Origin of the sequence: Shimia isoporae (assembly GCF_004346865.1) — a bacterium.
GTDB lineage: Bacteria > Pseudomonadota > Alphaproteobacteria > Rhodobacterales > Rhodobacteraceae > Shimia > Shimia isoporae.
On the sequence record NZ_SMGR01000002.1, the window covers coordinates 76,265 to 91,172 of the forward strand.

Annotated in this window: 12 protein-coding genes; 5 read left to right on the plus strand and 7 right to left on the minus strand. The window is 57.6% G+C overall.

Features of this window, described 5'->3' with window-relative positions:
* Positions 1-11 precede the first annotated feature (11 nt).
* The 5 genes from BXY66_RS12055 to BXY66_RS12075 all read left to right on the plus strand — a co-directional run bounded on the left by BXY66_RS12055 (position 12) and on the right by BXY66_RS12075 (position 6,067).
* A complete protein-coding gene (locus BXY66_RS12055; protein ID WP_243694374.1) occupies positions 12-884 on the plus strand; it encodes a TRAP transporter small permease subunit in 873 nt (290 codons plus the stop codon).
* Positions 884-2,689 (plus strand): TRAP transporter large permease, encoded by a 1,806-nt coding sequence (locus BXY66_RS12060; protein ID WP_132860500.1) that lies wholly within the window; start codon positions 884-886, stop codon positions 2,687-2,689. Before BXY66_RS12055 ends, BXY66_RS12060 begins: the two co-directional genes overlap by 1 nt.
* A 13-nt stretch (positions 2,690-2,702) precedes the next feature.
* Entirely contained in the window at positions 2,703-4,205 is a 1,503-nt protein-coding gene (locus tag BXY66_RS12065; RefSeq protein ID WP_132860501.1) for a UxaA family hydrolase, read from the plus strand.
* Between the two features lie 61 nt (positions 4,206-4,266).
* The gene (locus BXY66_RS12070; RefSeq protein ID WP_341785810.1) at positions 4,267-5,166 is read left to right on the plus strand and encodes an NAD(P)-dependent oxidoreductase; all 900 of its coding nucleotides are present in this window, start codon (positions 4,267-4,269) and stop codon (positions 5,164-5,166) included.
* Positions 5,159-6,067 (plus strand): DMT family transporter, encoded by a 909-nt coding sequence (locus tag BXY66_RS12075; protein ID WP_132860503.1) that lies wholly within the window; start codon positions 5,159-5,161, stop codon positions 6,065-6,067. Before BXY66_RS12070 ends, BXY66_RS12075 begins: the two co-directional genes overlap by 8 nt.
* On the opposite strand, the gene BXY66_RS12080 is transcribed toward BXY66_RS12075, so the two are convergent.
* The 7 genes from BXY66_RS12080 to nosZ all read right to left on the minus strand — a co-directional run bounded on the left by BXY66_RS12080 (position 6,061) and on the right by nosZ (position 14,894).
* The gene (locus tag BXY66_RS12080; RefSeq protein ID WP_132860504.1) at positions 6,061-8,502 is read right to left on the minus strand and encodes a GcvT family protein; all 2,442 of its coding nucleotides are present in this window, start codon (positions 8,500-8,502) and stop codon (positions 6,061-6,063) included. The two genes, BXY66_RS12075 and BXY66_RS12080, sit on opposite strands and share 7 nt — an antisense overlap.
* Before the next feature lie 104 nt (positions 8,503-8,606).
* Positions 8,607-9,497, minus strand: coding sequence for an FAD:protein FMN transferase (locus BXY66_RS12085; RefSeq protein WP_132860505.1), 891 nt, complete (start codon positions 9,495-9,497; stop codon positions 8,607-8,609).
* Entirely contained in the window at positions 9,494-10,018 is a 525-nt protein-coding gene (locus BXY66_RS12090; protein ID WP_207911327.1) for a nitrous oxide reductase accessory protein NosL, read from the minus strand. The genes BXY66_RS12085 and BXY66_RS12090 overlap by 4 nt, the downstream gene beginning before the upstream one ends.
* Positions 10,015-10,836 carry an ABC transporter permease gene (locus BXY66_RS12095; protein WP_132860506.1) on the minus strand — a complete coding sequence of 274 codons (822 nt, stop codon included), beginning with the start codon at positions 10,834-10,836 and terminating at the stop codon, positions 10,015-10,017. The genes BXY66_RS12090 and BXY66_RS12095 overlap by 4 nt, the downstream gene beginning before the upstream one ends.
* Positions 10,833-11,729: an ABC transporter ATP-binding protein gene (locus tag BXY66_RS12100; RefSeq protein ID WP_132860507.1), complete on the minus strand. Its 897-nt coding sequence runs from the start codon at positions 11,727-11,729 to the stop codon at positions 10,833-10,835. The genes BXY66_RS12095 and BXY66_RS12100 overlap by 4 nt, the downstream gene beginning before the upstream one ends.
* Positions 11,719-12,981 carry a nitrous oxide reductase family maturation protein NosD gene (locus tag BXY66_RS12105; protein WP_132860508.1) on the minus strand — a complete coding sequence of 421 codons (1,263 nt, stop codon included), beginning with the start codon at positions 12,979-12,981 and terminating at the stop codon, positions 11,719-11,721. The genes BXY66_RS12100 and BXY66_RS12105 overlap by 11 nt, the downstream gene beginning before the upstream one ends.
* Before the next feature lie 2 nt (positions 12,982-12,983).
* A complete protein-coding gene (gene nosZ / locus BXY66_RS12110; protein WP_132860509.1) occupies positions 12,984-14,894 on the minus strand; it encodes a TAT-dependent nitrous-oxide reductase in 1,911 nt (636 codons plus the stop codon).
* Positions 14,895-14,908 lie beyond the last annotated feature (14 nt).

Sequence of the window (14,908 nt, forward strand, 5' to 3'; positions counted from 1 at the left end):
GGGAGGGCGTCGTGACAGACACAGCAGAGAGATCACCGATCATATCCACGGGGGCGCTGATCGAGTGGATTGTTCCGTTCGCGTTTCTATTGTGCGCAGGTTGGGCCGTCTGGCACACCCCCGCCTACATTCTGAGCTTTATCCCGCCGGCAAACGAAAGCCTTCTGGAGCAGATGAGCCAGCTTCACTACCGCAAGGATGTGACGCCTGACATGCCCGCTCTGTTTGGCGGCTACGCCGATATTCTGGACTGGCTGTCTCTGGTTCTGTTGCCAATTATCTTTGTCATCGGTGTGCGTACCGTGCGGATCGCGCCAATGGAATTTCAGGACTGGAGAAAAATCGACAAGATCGCGATTTTTGTGGGCCGGATCACAATGATCCTGATCATCTCGATGACGCTGGTCATGCTTTACGAGGTTTTCCTGCGCTATGCGATCGAAGCGCCGACCCTATGGGCAAACGAACTCACGCTCTGGCTTGGCGGTTATCTGTTTCTGCTATCCGGTCTGTATGCCATGCAACAGCGCTGCCATATCCGGATATTTCTTCTCTATGACGTCGTACCACGGTGGATGCAGCGCACCTTCGATGTGCTTGGTGCCTTGCTGATTTGTGTGTTCGCCGTGTTCCTGATTTTCGGCAGCTACAAACAGGTCTTTGTGACAAAATTCTACAGATGGGAAATGTTCGGCACGGCTTTTGATCCACCCATTCCGGCGACCGTGCAACCCACCATCCTGATCGTGGTCGCTTTGATTGCCATACAGGCAGTGATCAACGTGATCTCGGACTGGAACCTCGAACCGGTGACCCATTCGGCAGCGGATGACATCGACGAGGATGAACTTGAAATGATCAAGAAAAGCGTGGGGTCTGACTGATGGATATCGGCACTATTTCCATAATCGTAGTCTTCGGACTTATCGTTTTGCTGGCGATTGGCATGCCGCTTGGGTTTGCCTCGGCCGTGTTGGCCTTGCTGGTGATGATCCTCAAGTTCGAGCCTACTCTGCTGATGGCGCCCTGGACCTTTGGGGAAGGGCTTTTAACAGGAAGGCCCGGGACAGGGCCGCTTTATATTCTGACGCAGAAAATATTTGATCTGATGACGGAATACGTCCTGCTATCAGTGCCCTTGTTCATCTTCATGGCAGCCTTGCTGGAACGCTCCGGCGTCGCCAAACAGATGTATGACTCGCTCGACTTCTGGCTCAGCAGGGTCCGTGGCGGTGTTGCAATCGTGACCTCGCTCATGGCGGTGATCATGGCTGCAATGTCCGGTATCATCGGCGGCGAAGTGGTTCTTCTCGGCCTGATTGCGCTGCCGCAGATGTTGCGCTTGGGCTATAATCAGAACCTCGCCATCGGGACGATTTGTGCCTCCGGCTCTCTCGGCACCATGATCCCGCCTTCGATCGTTCTGATTATCTACGGGCTGATCACGGAAACCTCGATCAAGGCGCTGTTTACCGGTGCGTTCGTGCCCGGCTTCATGTTGGCCAGCTTCATCATCATGTACATTGTCGTCCGCACCCAGCTGCGCCCGCAGGATGCCCCCCTGCCTGAACCGCAGCCGGGTGATCCGACAGGCCTGCAAAAACTTGGCCTGTTTGGCGCATTCCTGTGCGTGCTTGGGTCAGGCTTTGGCGCGCTCCTGTTCCTGAGAGCGCTGTATTTCACGGTGACGGGCATCAACGCGAACCCCGATCTGGTAGACGAACCAATCAAGCTCGGGATGACCTATCACTTGCTGCCCTTGGCGATCTTCTCGATTGGCGCTGCAGTGGTCGCTCTGTTTGTCTTTGGCAAGGAACGCACCGCCACAGGTTGGGAACATGGCAAGGGTCTTGTGCCACCATTCACCGTGATCGGTGTTGTGCTTGGCTCCATCTATGGCGGGATTACCGGCATCACAGAGGCAGCAGGCATGGGAGCGCTGGCAGTGTTCCTGATTTCCGTCGCGTTGGAAAAGTCCTTTGACGAATGGAAAGCCTTCTTTGTCACGCATCGCACCAAAGCGGTCATTGTTATCGCCGGAACAATTGTGGCTGCAGTTGTGTTGCCAATGTTGATCGGCATCGGCGACAAGCTGATCGCAGGCTGGGTCATTATGTTGATTGTGATCGGATACTGGCTGATGCGGGCGCCTGGCAAAGTCGAGCTTGTCTGGGACAGCCTGATGCGTACCCTGCGCTCGACCGGCACGATCATCTGGGTCACCATCGGCGCAGCTGCACTGGCAGGAGCTTACACGCTGGCTGGCGGTCCCAACTATATCGCGAACATGATCGTTGGCAGTGAAATGCCCACAATGCTGGTGCTTTTGACGATGATGGTCATTCTGCTCTTTATGGGGGCTTTCATGGATTGGGTCGGGATCGTTCTTTTGATCATTCCCGTTTTCCTGCCAATCGTGAAACGCCTGCCAATCGAGGAAATCGGTTTTATAGGGCAGTTGTCGCCACAGCATGTGTCGATCTGGTTCGGGGTTCTGTTCTGTATGAACATGCAGGTCAGTTTCCTGTCGCCGCCCTTTGGTCCAGCGGCCTTCTACCTGAAATCCGTAGCCCCGCCCCACATCTCTCTGACCGATATCTTCAAAGGCTTCCTGCCCTTTATCGGCATTCAGATGCTGGCTCTGTCGGTGCTGTTGATCTGGCCTAACATCGTCACCCTCTTGCTCTGAAGGAAACAGCGGCATGTCGCTTTTGAAACTCTCCGAAAGCGACACTGTCGCTGTTGCCACCTCCCGGTTGGATGCCGGAGAGAGGGTGGACGGCGTAGACATAAAAACAGCGGTGCCGCGCGGGCATAAAGTCTGCGTGGCACCGGTCTCCGAAGGGGCCGCTGTGCGCAAGTACGGCCAGACAATTGGTTATGCCACCCGCGACATCTCCGCGGGTGAGCGCGTGCACACAGACAACATTGCCTTTCGTGGGGTCGCGACGGAGTACCGATATGCGACCAACCTGCATACGCCTGCACCCGCCAAAAGCATCGACAGCTTTATGGGGTATCGCCGCGAGAACGGCAGCGTGGGTACCCGCAATTATATCGCGGTTGTTACATCGGTGAACTGCTCGGCCACGGCGGCGCGGATGATCGCTGCCGCCTTCGGCCCGGAGGAGTTGTCAGACTACCCAAATGTTGACGGCGTGGTTGCTTATGTGCACGGCACCGGCTGCGGCATGGCGGACTCGGGGGACGGTTTCGAGGCGCTCCAGCGTGTCATGTGGGGCTATGCCCGCCATCCGAACCACGGCGGCGTACTTATGGTCGGGCTGGGATGCGAGATGAACCAGATCGATTGGCTGCTCGAAGCCTACGGGCTGACCTCAGGTCCCCTCTTTCAAACCATGAATATCCAAAACGTGGCCGGACTTCGCAAAACGGTGGAAACGGGCATCGCGAAAATTCGCGCGATGCTACCGCTGGCAAACGCCGCGCGACGCGAACCCTGCCCCGCCTCCGAATTGAAAGTGGCGCTGCAATGTGGCGGGTCGGATGCGTGGTCGGGGATAACTGCCAATCCAGCGCTTGGTTACGCGAGTGATCTGATCATCGCGCAGGGCGGGACCACAGTGCTTGCGGAAACGCCCGAAGTTTATGGCGCCGAACACTTGCTCACAGAGCGCGCAAAGGACCAAGCCACGGGCGAAAAGCTCATCGGGCTGATCCGCTGGTGGGAAGACTACACTGAACGCAACCGCGGCTCGATCAACAACAACCCCTCTCCCGGCAACAAGGCCGGCGGGCTGACCACCATCCTTGAAAAGTCGCTCGGTGCTGTGGCCAAGGCGGGCACCAGTCCGCTCAACGGCGTTCTGAAATACGCGGAGCCGATCCGCGAAAGCGGCCTGATGTTCATGGACAGCCCTGGCTACGATCCCGCGTCCGTCACGGGCCAGATCGCGAGTGGCTGCAACATTGTCTGCTTCACCACGGGGCGCGGCTCCGCCTTTGGGTCAAAGCCAGCGCCCACAATCAAGCTCGCCACAAACAGCGAACTTGCGACCAAGATGTCAGAAGACATGGACATAGACGCAGGCACGATACTGACCGGCGAGACCAGCCTGACGGAAAAGGGTCAGGAAATCTACGAAATGATCCTCGCCGTGGCGAGCGGCGAGCAAAGCAAATCCGAAGCTCAGGGATTGGGCGACTACGAGTTCGTCCCCTGGCAAATCGGGGCGGTGATGTAGCTGCCTTCAGAACAACCCTATTTGGGTCGCTCAGACGGGCGGCCGTAAACCTATTGAGAGGATCAAATCAATGAGCAAACCCGCAATCGGATATATCGGCATCGGCCTGATGGGCAGCGCGATGGTCAAGCGGCTTCTGAACACCGGATACTCTGTTACTGTAACCGCCAATCGCTCCCGCCCCTTGGTGGACGAGGTTGTTGCTGCGGGCGCGACAGAGGTCTCCAACGCACGCGAAGTTGCAGAAGCCAGCGATATCGTAATGCTCTGCGTCGCCACCAGCGCACAAGTCGAAAGCCTTATGCACGGCGAGGATGGCATTCTGGCTGGACTGAAACCGGGCAGCACCGTGATTGACTTTGGTACGTCCCTGCCCGCGTCCACCCAGTCGCTCGGCGCAGAAACTGCTGCGGCTGGAAGTGCCTACCTTGATGCACCGCTCGGTCGTACGCCACAACAGGCCATTGACGGATTGCTCAATATCATGGGCGCCGGCGACAAGGCGGCGTTTGAAAAGGTAAAACCGGTTCTGGACGACCTCGGCGAAAACGTATTCCATCTTGGCCCTCTTGGTGCGGGCCACGCCACCAAGCTCATCAACAATTTCTTTGCGCAATGCATGGTCAACGCACTGACGGAAGGGTTCGCGATGGCTGACAAGATGGGCATCGAACGACAGGATCTCTACAACGTAGTGTCCTCTGGTCCCCTACACTCGATGATGATGGATTTCATTGCCGGGTACGCGCTCCAAGGCGATGCGTCCAAGATGCAGTTCTCTATCAAGAACGCGACCAAAGACGTCGGGTACTATGTCCAGATGACCAAGGATGCCGGACTGGAAACCCTGATGGGGGGCAACACGCTTGACGCCCTCCAAGGCGCGGTTGACGCCGGCATGGGCGAGCGTCTCGTGCCGGAAGTACTGGATCACTACGTGGATCAGTTCAAGGATGGCTGATGCCGATCAGGGCGACAGCGGTCGCAGTGCCGTCACCCTTGCGGTGGGGCTCATGCTGGCCGCCAATGCTCTGTTTACGCTGACGGACACGTCAACAAAATGGTTGCTTGCGGCGGGCTTTGGCGCGCTGCAACTGGCCTTCATGCGCTATGCTGTTCAATGCGCGATCACATGTATCACCGTCGCTCGCGGGGATCCTGCACGCCTCAGGCTGCCCCAGCGGATTTGGGCCGTGCTTTTCTTTCGTGCGGGACTTTTGGTTGGCGCGACAATCGTCAACTTCGTTGCTCTTAAGTTCCTGTCTCTGACCGTCACATCCGCAATCATGTTCTCCGCACCGATTTTCGTCTGTTTGCTCTCCGGTCCGCTACTCGGAGAACACATCGGCACCCGCCAATGGGCATTTGTTGGTATCGGGTTTGCAGGCGTGCTCGTGGTCATCAGGCCCTTTGATGCCAATATCGAGTGGGCGGCAGCAATGATGCTGATCCCGGCGCTTAGCATGGCATTCTATTCCATTCTGACTCGAAAGCTTGCCGGCGATGTTCATCCGGCCATCATGCAGCTGGCACTCGGAATCGTGGGGACAGTTTGTCTTGCCCCTTTGGCCGTCACGACGTGGCATATGCCGGACGCCCCGCTCGAATGGGGGCTCATTTTTGCAATCGGCACATTTGCATGGGCCGGGCACGAATTCCTGATACGGGCACACAAGCTCGCCGAAGCGCATTTTCTGATGCCATTTTCCTACAGCTATCTTGTCTATATGGCGGTCGCGAGCGCTGTTGTCTTTGGCGATGCGCCAGACTTACCCACACTCATGGGGGCAGGTCTGATCACTCTGTCGGGCATACTGATCTGGCACAATCGCCGTCAGTCCGACACACAGACCCGTCAATAAAAGCTGCGTAGATGCACCATGTCCGCATCATAAGGACTTGGAGTGATCACCTCAGCGGAAACCCTGCTACCGCACATGTCGAGCTCCAGCGTCTTCCCGACTTCAGACTGGATACCCTCGACAAATGCCATCGCCAGATTCAGCCCCGTGCGATGCCCCCACGCGCCGGAGGTCACGGTCCCCACCACCTGATCGCCAAGCATCACGGACGCGCCACCATGCGCCGGTGCCCTGTCCGTTCCAACCGAGAGCGTTACCAATCGTTTCTGCGTTTGTTCGCGCTGGCGTGCTTGCAAGGCAGACCGTCCGACAAAGTCCACCTTTGACATGTCGACAAACCGGGCAAGCCCCGTTTCAAATGGGTCAAACTCGGTCAACAACTCCGCTTTCCAGTGCAGATACCCCTTTTCCAGTCGCATTGACTCGATTGCCCGCGCTCCGAAAAACGACATACCATGCACCTCACCCGCGCGCTGCAAGGCGAGGTAGGCGCCATAGAGCTGGGCGTTCGGGACATGGATTTCATAAGCCAACTCGCCAGAAAAACTCACCGCCATGACGGTCGCAGGAGCGACGCCGACAAAGGCTTCGCGCACCGACAACCAAGGAAATCCTTCTGCTGTCCAATCCCCTCGGGATGCGGCAGATAAAACGTCCCGCGCCTTGGGGCCCGCCAAAAGCAAAATGGTCTGGTCATTGGTCAGGGACCGGATATCCACGTCCTCATCCGCACGGACATGCGCCCGTAGCCAATCCATATCGTGGAACTCGCTGGCAGCCGCAGAGCCATACCATACCCGCTCAGGTCCACGGTCGCTCGCAGGTAAGTTTGCCAGAGTTGCTTCTGCCTTGATCATCCCATGATGGTTCAGCAGATACGTCAGACCAACCCGCCCGTTTTTGCGCGGCAGGCGCCCGCAGATCATACGATCCAGAAAGGCATGCCGGTCCTTTCCTGTGATTTCGATCCGATTGAACCCGTTGATTTCACTCAACCCGACACCAGAGCTGACGGCCTCCACTTCGGCAGCTTCGACAGCGAACGCCTCGGTGAAGTCAAACCCGTGTATTTCTTGAAATCCGGCGGTGGGCTTTATGTAATCGATCCGCTCCCAACCGTTCACCACTGTGAACTCCGCGCCTGCTGCGGCGAAAACGGGTGTCAGCGGCGTGGTTTTTATCGGACGCCCTGCCGGACGATGTTCATGTGGAAAATGAAACCGGAACTCGTTCTGGTAGTCCTCGATCGCCTTGAGCGCTGTGAGTTCCACATTGCCATGCCCCGTGAAACGGCGCGGATCAATCACCCAAGTGTCATAGCAAGCCTCACCATGTACAATCTGTTGCGCCAGCAACCAGCCGTGTCCGCCACCTTCGCCCAAGCCCGCCCGAAGTCCGATGATGCAGAACGCATTGCGTTTCCCGGGGATCGGACCAACCAAAGGCGCTCCGTCGATGGTGTAGGTTATGGGCCCGTTGATGACAGTATGAATGCCCGCTTCCATCAGCGCGGGCATACGCTCAAAGGCGCCTTCCAGCACGTCCGTAACACGATCCAGATCGTCGGGGCACAGCGCGTTGGCAAAGCCCGGATCGATGCCGTCCATGCCCCACGTCTTGCAATCCTGCTCATAGAACCCGAGCAGCAGTCCGTTCTTTTCCTGCCGACAGTAGTAGTCGCTGATCGGGCAACGCAGCAGCGGCATGCGGTGGTCTGCGTCTCGGATGGCGGGGATTTCCTCTGTGAGAAAGTACTGGTGCTCCATCGACGCTACCGGATGGTGCACACCCATCATCGCCCCCACTTCGTTCACGCGATAACCGCATGCGTTTACAACAATATCGGCGTGCACGACTCCTTTCGTGGTCGTGACTTCCCACGTGTCGTCTTTCAACTGCTTGAGCGCTGTAACCGGTGTGTGGCGATGCACCTCCGCACCTGCCTTGCGGGCGCGGCGGGCCAGCGCCTGACAAAGCTGGGCCGGATCAATGTCGCCGTCCATAGGATCCCACAATCCGCCGAGAAGATTGTCAGTGGAGATCAACGGATGCCGTCGAGCACACTCTTCGGCGTCGATGACTTCAAAGTTGACGTCCATCCCGCGTGCCATGCTCGCAAAGTGTCGGTACCCCTGCATCTGCGCTTCTGTATTGGCCAGCCTGATACCCCCGTCACCATGGTGATAATTGATGGGGTAATCCGGATCGCTGGCCAGATCCTGATAAAGGCGGATCGAGTGGCTTTTTAGGCCCACCATGGTCTGCGTCATGCCAAAGTTGGTGACCTGTGCCGCAGAATGCCAAGTCGTCCCGGACGTCAATTCGTCACGCTCCAGCAACATCACATCGCTCCATCCCTCCTGCGTGAGGTGATAAAGCGTCGAGCATCCGGCAATGCCGCCCCCGATGACCACAACTTTGGTGCGTGATTTCATTCTGCCATCCTCCAACCGCGCCGGGAACAGGGCACTTCATGTGGCCTGTTTCGTCAAGCGTGGAGAGATGGCAATTGATGGTCTGGTCCGTTTACGACACCCACTCAGATCATAGAGATCACCTCAGCACCGTCAAATTGAGCGACCATGTGCATAACGGCATCACGAGACATCAAACATGCCGCTGTCGACAGGCCGTCGGCGAGAGCCGCAGAGGGAGCTGCGATACTCGCGACAGACTGTACAGTTTCCGCACCCTTCGGGTGAAGGATGTGACTCGCGCCGTCAGGCAGGCGGAACCCGTCAACCGCAGAGGTTGCCAGTGCACGGTCGGACAGGGTCAGCTTACGCAGGATGTCGCCCTGTGGGGTGATCACGCCTACCCGCCAAGGCTCATTGGCAGCGCGGCTTCCCAGCGCGGAAATCTCGCCCATATCAATAAGCACATCGGTCAGCCCTCGGGCCTTGAGAAGTGTAGCGATCCTGTCTGTCACAGCCCCTTGGGCGATGCCGTTCAGCGTAAGGGCCATTTCAGGTGCGTTGAACCTGATCGCGGCGCTGTCAAAAGTCACATCGGTCCAGCCCACTCGTGACTTGGCGGCATCAAGATCGCCGCCTTCCGCATGGGCGTTCCAGAGCGCCTGCACCGTTGGATCGAACGCACCGCCGCTGGCGGTGTTAATTCGGTCACTCAGACTGAGAATTTCCAACAGCTCTGGTGCAGGATTGGCCAGATTTCCCGTCCGGTTCAAGCGGGTGAGCGCGCTTTCGCGATATAGCGAAAACACCTGTTCCAGCCGCTCCAACTCAGCCTGCATTTCCGCAAAAATGCTGTCGGCCTCTGTTTGCGCAAGACCGGAAACTTTGAGGCTGGCCTGCGCGCCAAGTGCGACGCCCCGCCATTCGGCCACAGGTGCCGCTGCCGCTGCGTTTGCTGCGAAACCTGCAGCACAAGCGGACACTGCAAGAAAGCGGCGACGGTTCATTTGGCTCATGTCGGTGTCTCCAATGGTGCGTTCAGATCAACGGCGCCCAGCGCGGCGGCGTCCGGTATCGCGTCCAATGCCATTACCGTTCCACCCCAGCGCGCAACAAATTCTGCGGCATCGTCCAGTTCCGCGAATGGTACTATTTCCGGCGCGCCCATTCCACCGGCAACCTGTGCATCCACTACAAAATGCGCCTGATCCGCAGCGATCCAGTTTTCCACTCCGGGTTCCTGCCAGCTTGCGGCGACACCCATGTCGCTCACATACACACCCACAATTGGCGCGTCCCGCTCCGGAATTTTGAGATAAGCAACCAGATCTCGCACCTGCGCAAAAAACAACGGCGCTGGATAACCCTCAAGATGAATTTGTCCCTTCGGTCCACCATGTTCAGCCACGTTCATCTGGCAAAAGAAACTCAAGGCCTCTTCGGTCAAGGGCACCGGAGAGGGCGGCGCCTTGGCCACGTCTTCCTTGCAGGCAACAAGCGCAAATACTGCCATTAACGGAAAAAGATAGTGTTTCATGGCTCAACTCTCCGAAACGCAGCGCGCGCCAGTGCGAAGCCGATCAGCGGCCAGACGAGCAGCGAAAGAGGCGCGGCCCATACCGGCAGTACACTTGCCGCGCCAACCATGCCGCTGCTGAGTGCGACGCCTTCAGAGGCCGCAATATTCCACAGTCGGAAGGCATCTGCCGGATTGGCGACCATGACCCAAGGGAAGACGGTTTGCGTGAACCAGCCCCCACCGTCCATGACGACCGCTCCGAGCAAGCCGAGATCGTAAAGCACGACAAAAATCAGCCAGAGGCCCGCGGCCATACCGGCTGCCGCGGCGCTGCTGCGTGCGAGCGCAGAAACAAAATAGCCTAGAGTCAGGAACACGCCACCTAGCAGGATCGATGTGCCAATCAGACGACACAGCGCAAGAACGCTCTCCGCACTGGCACCCCCGTTGAACGCGGCCACCGCGCCAGCCGCACCAAATCCGGTGATCATCGCAATGGCCAGCGCCGCAAGATGGGCCGCAAACTTGCCCAAAAGCACCTCTCCTCTCCCAGCCGGATAGCTGAGCAAGAGACCAAGGCTACCGCGTTCGGCCTCGCCGGCCACCGCATCAAATGAAATCATCAAGGCCAGCAAGGGGGCCAGATAAACCGAAAGTGTCGTCATGGACGTCACTGACACCGTCAGCATATCGACACCCAGCGTGCCAGTCGGCGCGCTGCCGGCAAATGTAAGTGCAAGCGCGAAAAGCAGCATGATCAGTGTCGCCACAAACAGCCATCTGTTGCGCGCCAGAATGCGCATCTCTGCATGTGCAATTGCAAGAAAACGTGTCATTGCGCGCCCTCCTGAGCAAAGTGGCGATAAAGGTCTTCGAGTTTGGGTGGCGCGATATCGACATCCACAACCACGTCGCCAAGCGTCGCGATACGGCGCAGCGCGTCCATCTTGTCCGGCGTTTCGATTTCAATCTCGACAGAGGCACCGTTGATCCTGAGCCCACCGGTCTGGGCCGCCAGTTGATCGGCCTTGCCTTCGGAGGCTCTCATACGCAGGCGTGTCCGCAATCCTGCCTGAGCCGACAACCCGGCCAATGAATCATCCGCAACCAGATGTCCCTTGCGCAATATTGCGATCCGATCAGTGCGGGCCTCAACTTCGGTCAGCGCATGGCTGGCGATCAACACAGCGCAGCCGTCTTGCGCCAGTTCGTCAATGATAGCGTACAAGTCCTGACGGGAGATCGGATCAAGCCCGCTGGTCGGTTCATCCAGAAGCGCCAGTTTCGGCTTGCCGAGCAACACCTGCGCCAACCCGAGACGTTGTCGCATACCTTTGGAATAGGTTCCGATCCGACGGTCCAACGCATCCGCCAGACCGACCCTTTCCATGATACCGGCGATGTCGGCCTTCACTCCAGACAGGCGCGCAAACAGAGCGAGTTGCTCGCGTCCGCTCAGGGCCGGGTGAAAACTCACGGCCTCGGGTAGGAAAGCTGTGGCCGCGCGCGCTGCACTGCTGCCTGGTTTGTGACCGGCGATTGCGACAGCGCCATCGCTGATTGGCGTCAGACCGAGAACCGTCTTGATAAGTGTCGACTTGCCCGCGCCATTGTGGCCCAACAGGGCGACACGTTCTCCGGCTTTCACGGACAGGGACACATCGTGCAACACACGCGTTCTGCCGCGATCCTTGCTCAGACGATCAATGTTCAGAATGTTATCCGTCATGGTCCACCTTTCTTGCGGCTTCCGGTTTTACCGGTGCCATTAGGGGAAAACTGTCGATCACGCCGCCGGGAAGAAGTGCAGGAAAGGCGGATTGCGACCAGCGCACCAGCTGTACTGCAGGCGAACCAAGCAAAAGCTTGGCCGAAGGTTGCTGCCAAAGGATGTGATCCATGCTGTCATTGGGCCGGTAGGGCGCGTCACCAATTCCGTCCCCGTTTACATCGTAGGCCGCGTTGTCGCTCCAGAAATTGCCGCGCCCGTCTTCGGACCACTCGTGCCATTTGGTACTTACAAGTTTCACCTGCGTGCGATTTGCGATGAATGCATTGCCGTGGATCTTGTTGTCCTGACTGCCCGCTGTGAAGTGGATGCCAATACCGCAGCCTTCAAACCAGTTATCGGCAAATGTGTTCTTGTTCGCATTGTAGAGAAACGTGCATTTCTCTTTGGCACCGCGCACATAATTTCCGGTGATCACCGACCGGTTGGCATAGTTCAGCATGACCCCATGCTCTCGGTCGTTGATCGACACATTGTCTTTGACCTCGACGTTCGAGGTGAACATCACCGCATAGCCAAGGTCGTTGTTGATCGAAATATTACCGCTGACCTCGGATCGGTCTGCGTACATGTAGTGCACGGCAAATCGCAGGTCCCGGAACAGGTTGTTGCGGAAAACGTTCTTCTTGCTGGAATTCACAAAAATTCCGTCTCGACCCCAGCGCACCTTGTTGTTTTCAACGATGGCGCCCGGTGCGTTCCAGACGTAAATCCCGTTGCCGCGCCGGTTCATGAGGCGATCCTGTCGACCCTCGATCCGGTTGCCCGAAACCAGCGCATCTTTGGCGCCGTGTATATCGATGCCATAGAGATTGCCGATCAGCACGTTATCTAGAATTTGTGGTGCATAGGCTGTTTTTTTCAGCTGGATCCCGCTGTCGATTGTGTCGTGACTGTCTCCTGATCCGACAAGCGTCAGGCCTTTGACTGTGACACCATCGCCGGTGACTGTGACCACGCTACCCTGCCCTTGGGCATCCAAGGTGGCATGACCACGGCCATCCAGCGTCACGGGGCGGTCCAGCACAACCGCCTCGTGATAGGTGCCGGCGCTCAGGCGAAGGATGTCTCCATCCGCCGCCTGTGCCAGTGTTTGTGCTATGGCCCCGTCCCGCAACGGAACGTCCCATTCCGCCGCCCACAAGGGCAACGTCACAAGGCTCAAAGCCAAAGAAAGGGGCCAGAGTTTCATGGTTACGCGTCCCGTGGTTCAACAAACATGCGACCGCGCATTTCCATGTGCAACGCATGGCAGAACCACTGGCAGTAGTACCAATGCACGCCGGGCCGTTCCGCTACGAATGTCACCGATGCGGTCTGTTGAGGCCCGACTTCCATTGCGACACCAAAGTTCGCCATACAGAAGCCGTGAGTCAGGTCATCGATGTCATCAAGGTTGGTCACGATGACTGTCACCTCGTCGCCTTGCTTCACGGTGAAGCTCTCCATCGAGAACGTCGGCGCCTGGCTGGACATATAGACACGCACCTTGTTGCCATCGCGGATGAACTCTTCCTGATAGTCATCAAGATCGACGCCGTCTGCTTCTGCCTGGGCACGTGTTTCCGCCCAAGTCGGGTCGTTTCGGTCATAGGCGTTGAGAGGGTTCACGATGTCACGGCGCACGATGATGCTGTCATGCGGTTCGGCAAACGTCGGACCGTCGTGCACAACTTCAAAGTTGTTGCCTGAGATGTCGATCAACTGCTCATTCTCCGGTTTCAGCGGGCCGACATTCAGGAAGCGGTCCTTGGAGAACTTGTTCATCGACACCAGCCATTTGCCATCGGCATCCTTGGTTTCACCCATGGAGGTCGAGTTGTGACCCGGCTGATACTGCACATCGACTTTGTCGAGGATCGGATCAACATCTTCGCCTGCGAACTGACGAATTGCCGCGTCGAGGTTCCACTTCACCACCTGACTGTCGAGGAACAGGGTGGTGAAAGCATTGCCTTGACCGTCGTACGCAGTGTGTAGCGGGCCAAGCCCCAACTGAGGTTCTGCCACGATTGCAGAGCGTGGATCCGCATCGTTGTAGAACACATCGTCCAACTTCTCGACATCCATCACCGACACTGTCGGGGACAGCTTGCCGGCGATACAAACATGTTTGCCGTCGGGGGCGGTGTTGATGCCGTGCGGCGAGTTCGGGATCGGAATGTAACGGGTGTAGTTTTTGTTCGACCCTTTGCGACCGTCCACAACCTTTACGCCATTCAGTTCCTGGTAGTCGCCTGCCGCGATGCCCGCCTCGATTTCCTTAAGGTTGAACACAACAACATGGTCGAGTTCGTTCTCGGTCATCTCGGCGAGGTTCATGCCCATTTCCGAGTTGTAGGAGGTCGAGAAGGCATATTTGCCCTGATAGTCGCAGTCAGTGTTGTCGAGGTTACCCGACACCATGACCTGCCATGCGATCTCCATGGTGTCGCCGTCAATGGCGGTATAAATGTTCACGTACTGGCTTGGATCATCCAGTACGGAACCATCGTTCACCAATGGTGCTTCGTGCTCGCCATTCGCAAAGACATACCCCGTGCGCGGATACTTTTGCGGACGCAGACCGTGAATGTCATGCGCATTCGGGATCTCGATGATCTTGTCGCACTTCATGATGTCAACGCGGACGCGAGCGACCCGTGTGTTCGCCTTATCGTTCATAAACAGGTAGCGGCCATCATAGGTGCCGTCCGTGAATGACATATGCGGGTGGTGCAAATCGCCGTTGTCGTAGGTCTGTTTGCCATTGGCCGCGAGGAAGGCTTTGGTGTCCTCGGTCAACCCTTCGGTCAGGATTTTCAGCGACTCGTTGGTCTGTCCCCAGCCAGTGGCCGAGCAGCGGTTAAACACCGGAACGCGCATCAACTCGCGCATGGACGGCACACCAAGAATGCGCAATTCGCCGGTCTGACCCGAGGACCAGAAACCGTAATACTCGTCGAGATCTCCCGGCTGGAGATGCCAGTTGTTAGCCGCCACAGCAGGGGTGGCTCCCATCATGGTCGCGCCTACGCCGGTGGTCGCCAGAACGGCCCCTGTTGCAGTTGCACCAAGCATGCCGCGGCGGGTCATGGTGAGGTTGTTTTTGGTGTCTTCAGACATTCTTGCCTCCTTCA

Bases quoted from the DNA above. Each gene is read 5' to 3' on its own strand.
- BXY66_RS12060 (WP_132860500.1), top strand. From the start codon at position 884: ATGGATATCGGCACTATTTCCATAATCGTAGTCTTCGGACTTATCGTT.
- BXY66_RS12065 (WP_132860501.1), top strand. From the start codon at position 2,703: ATGTCGCTTTTGAAACTCTCCGAAAGCGACACTGTCGCTGTTGCCACC.
- BXY66_RS12075 (WP_132860503.1), top strand. From the start codon at position 5,159: ATGGCTGATGCCGATCAGGGCGACAGCGGTCGCAGTGCCGTCACCCTT.
- BXY66_RS12080 (WP_132860504.1), bottom strand. From the start codon at position 8,502: ATGAAATCACGCACCAAAGTTGTGGTCATCGGGGGCGGCATTGCCGGA.
- BXY66_RS12085 (WP_132860505.1), bottom strand. From the start codon at position 9,497: ATGAGCCAAATGAACCGTCGCCGCTTTCTTGCAGTGTCCGCTTGTGCT.
- BXY66_RS12090 (WP_207911327.1), bottom strand. From the start codon at position 10,018: ATGAAACACTATCTTTTTCCGTTAATGGCAGTATTTGCGCTTGTTGCC.
- BXY66_RS12095 (WP_132860506.1), bottom strand. From the start codon at position 10,836: ATGACACGTTTTCTTGCAATTGCACATGCAGAGATGCGCATTCTGGCG.
- BXY66_RS12100 (WP_132860507.1), bottom strand. From the start codon at position 11,729: ATGACGGATAACATTCTGAACATTGATCGTCTGAGCAAGGATCGCGGC.
- BXY66_RS12105 (WP_132860508.1), bottom strand. From the start codon at position 12,981: ATGAAACTCTGGCCCCTTTCTTTGGCTTTGAGCCTTGTGACGTTGCCC.
- nosZ (WP_132860509.1), bottom strand. From the start codon at position 14,894: ATGTCTGAAGACACCAAAAACAACCTCACCATGACCCGCCGCGGCATG.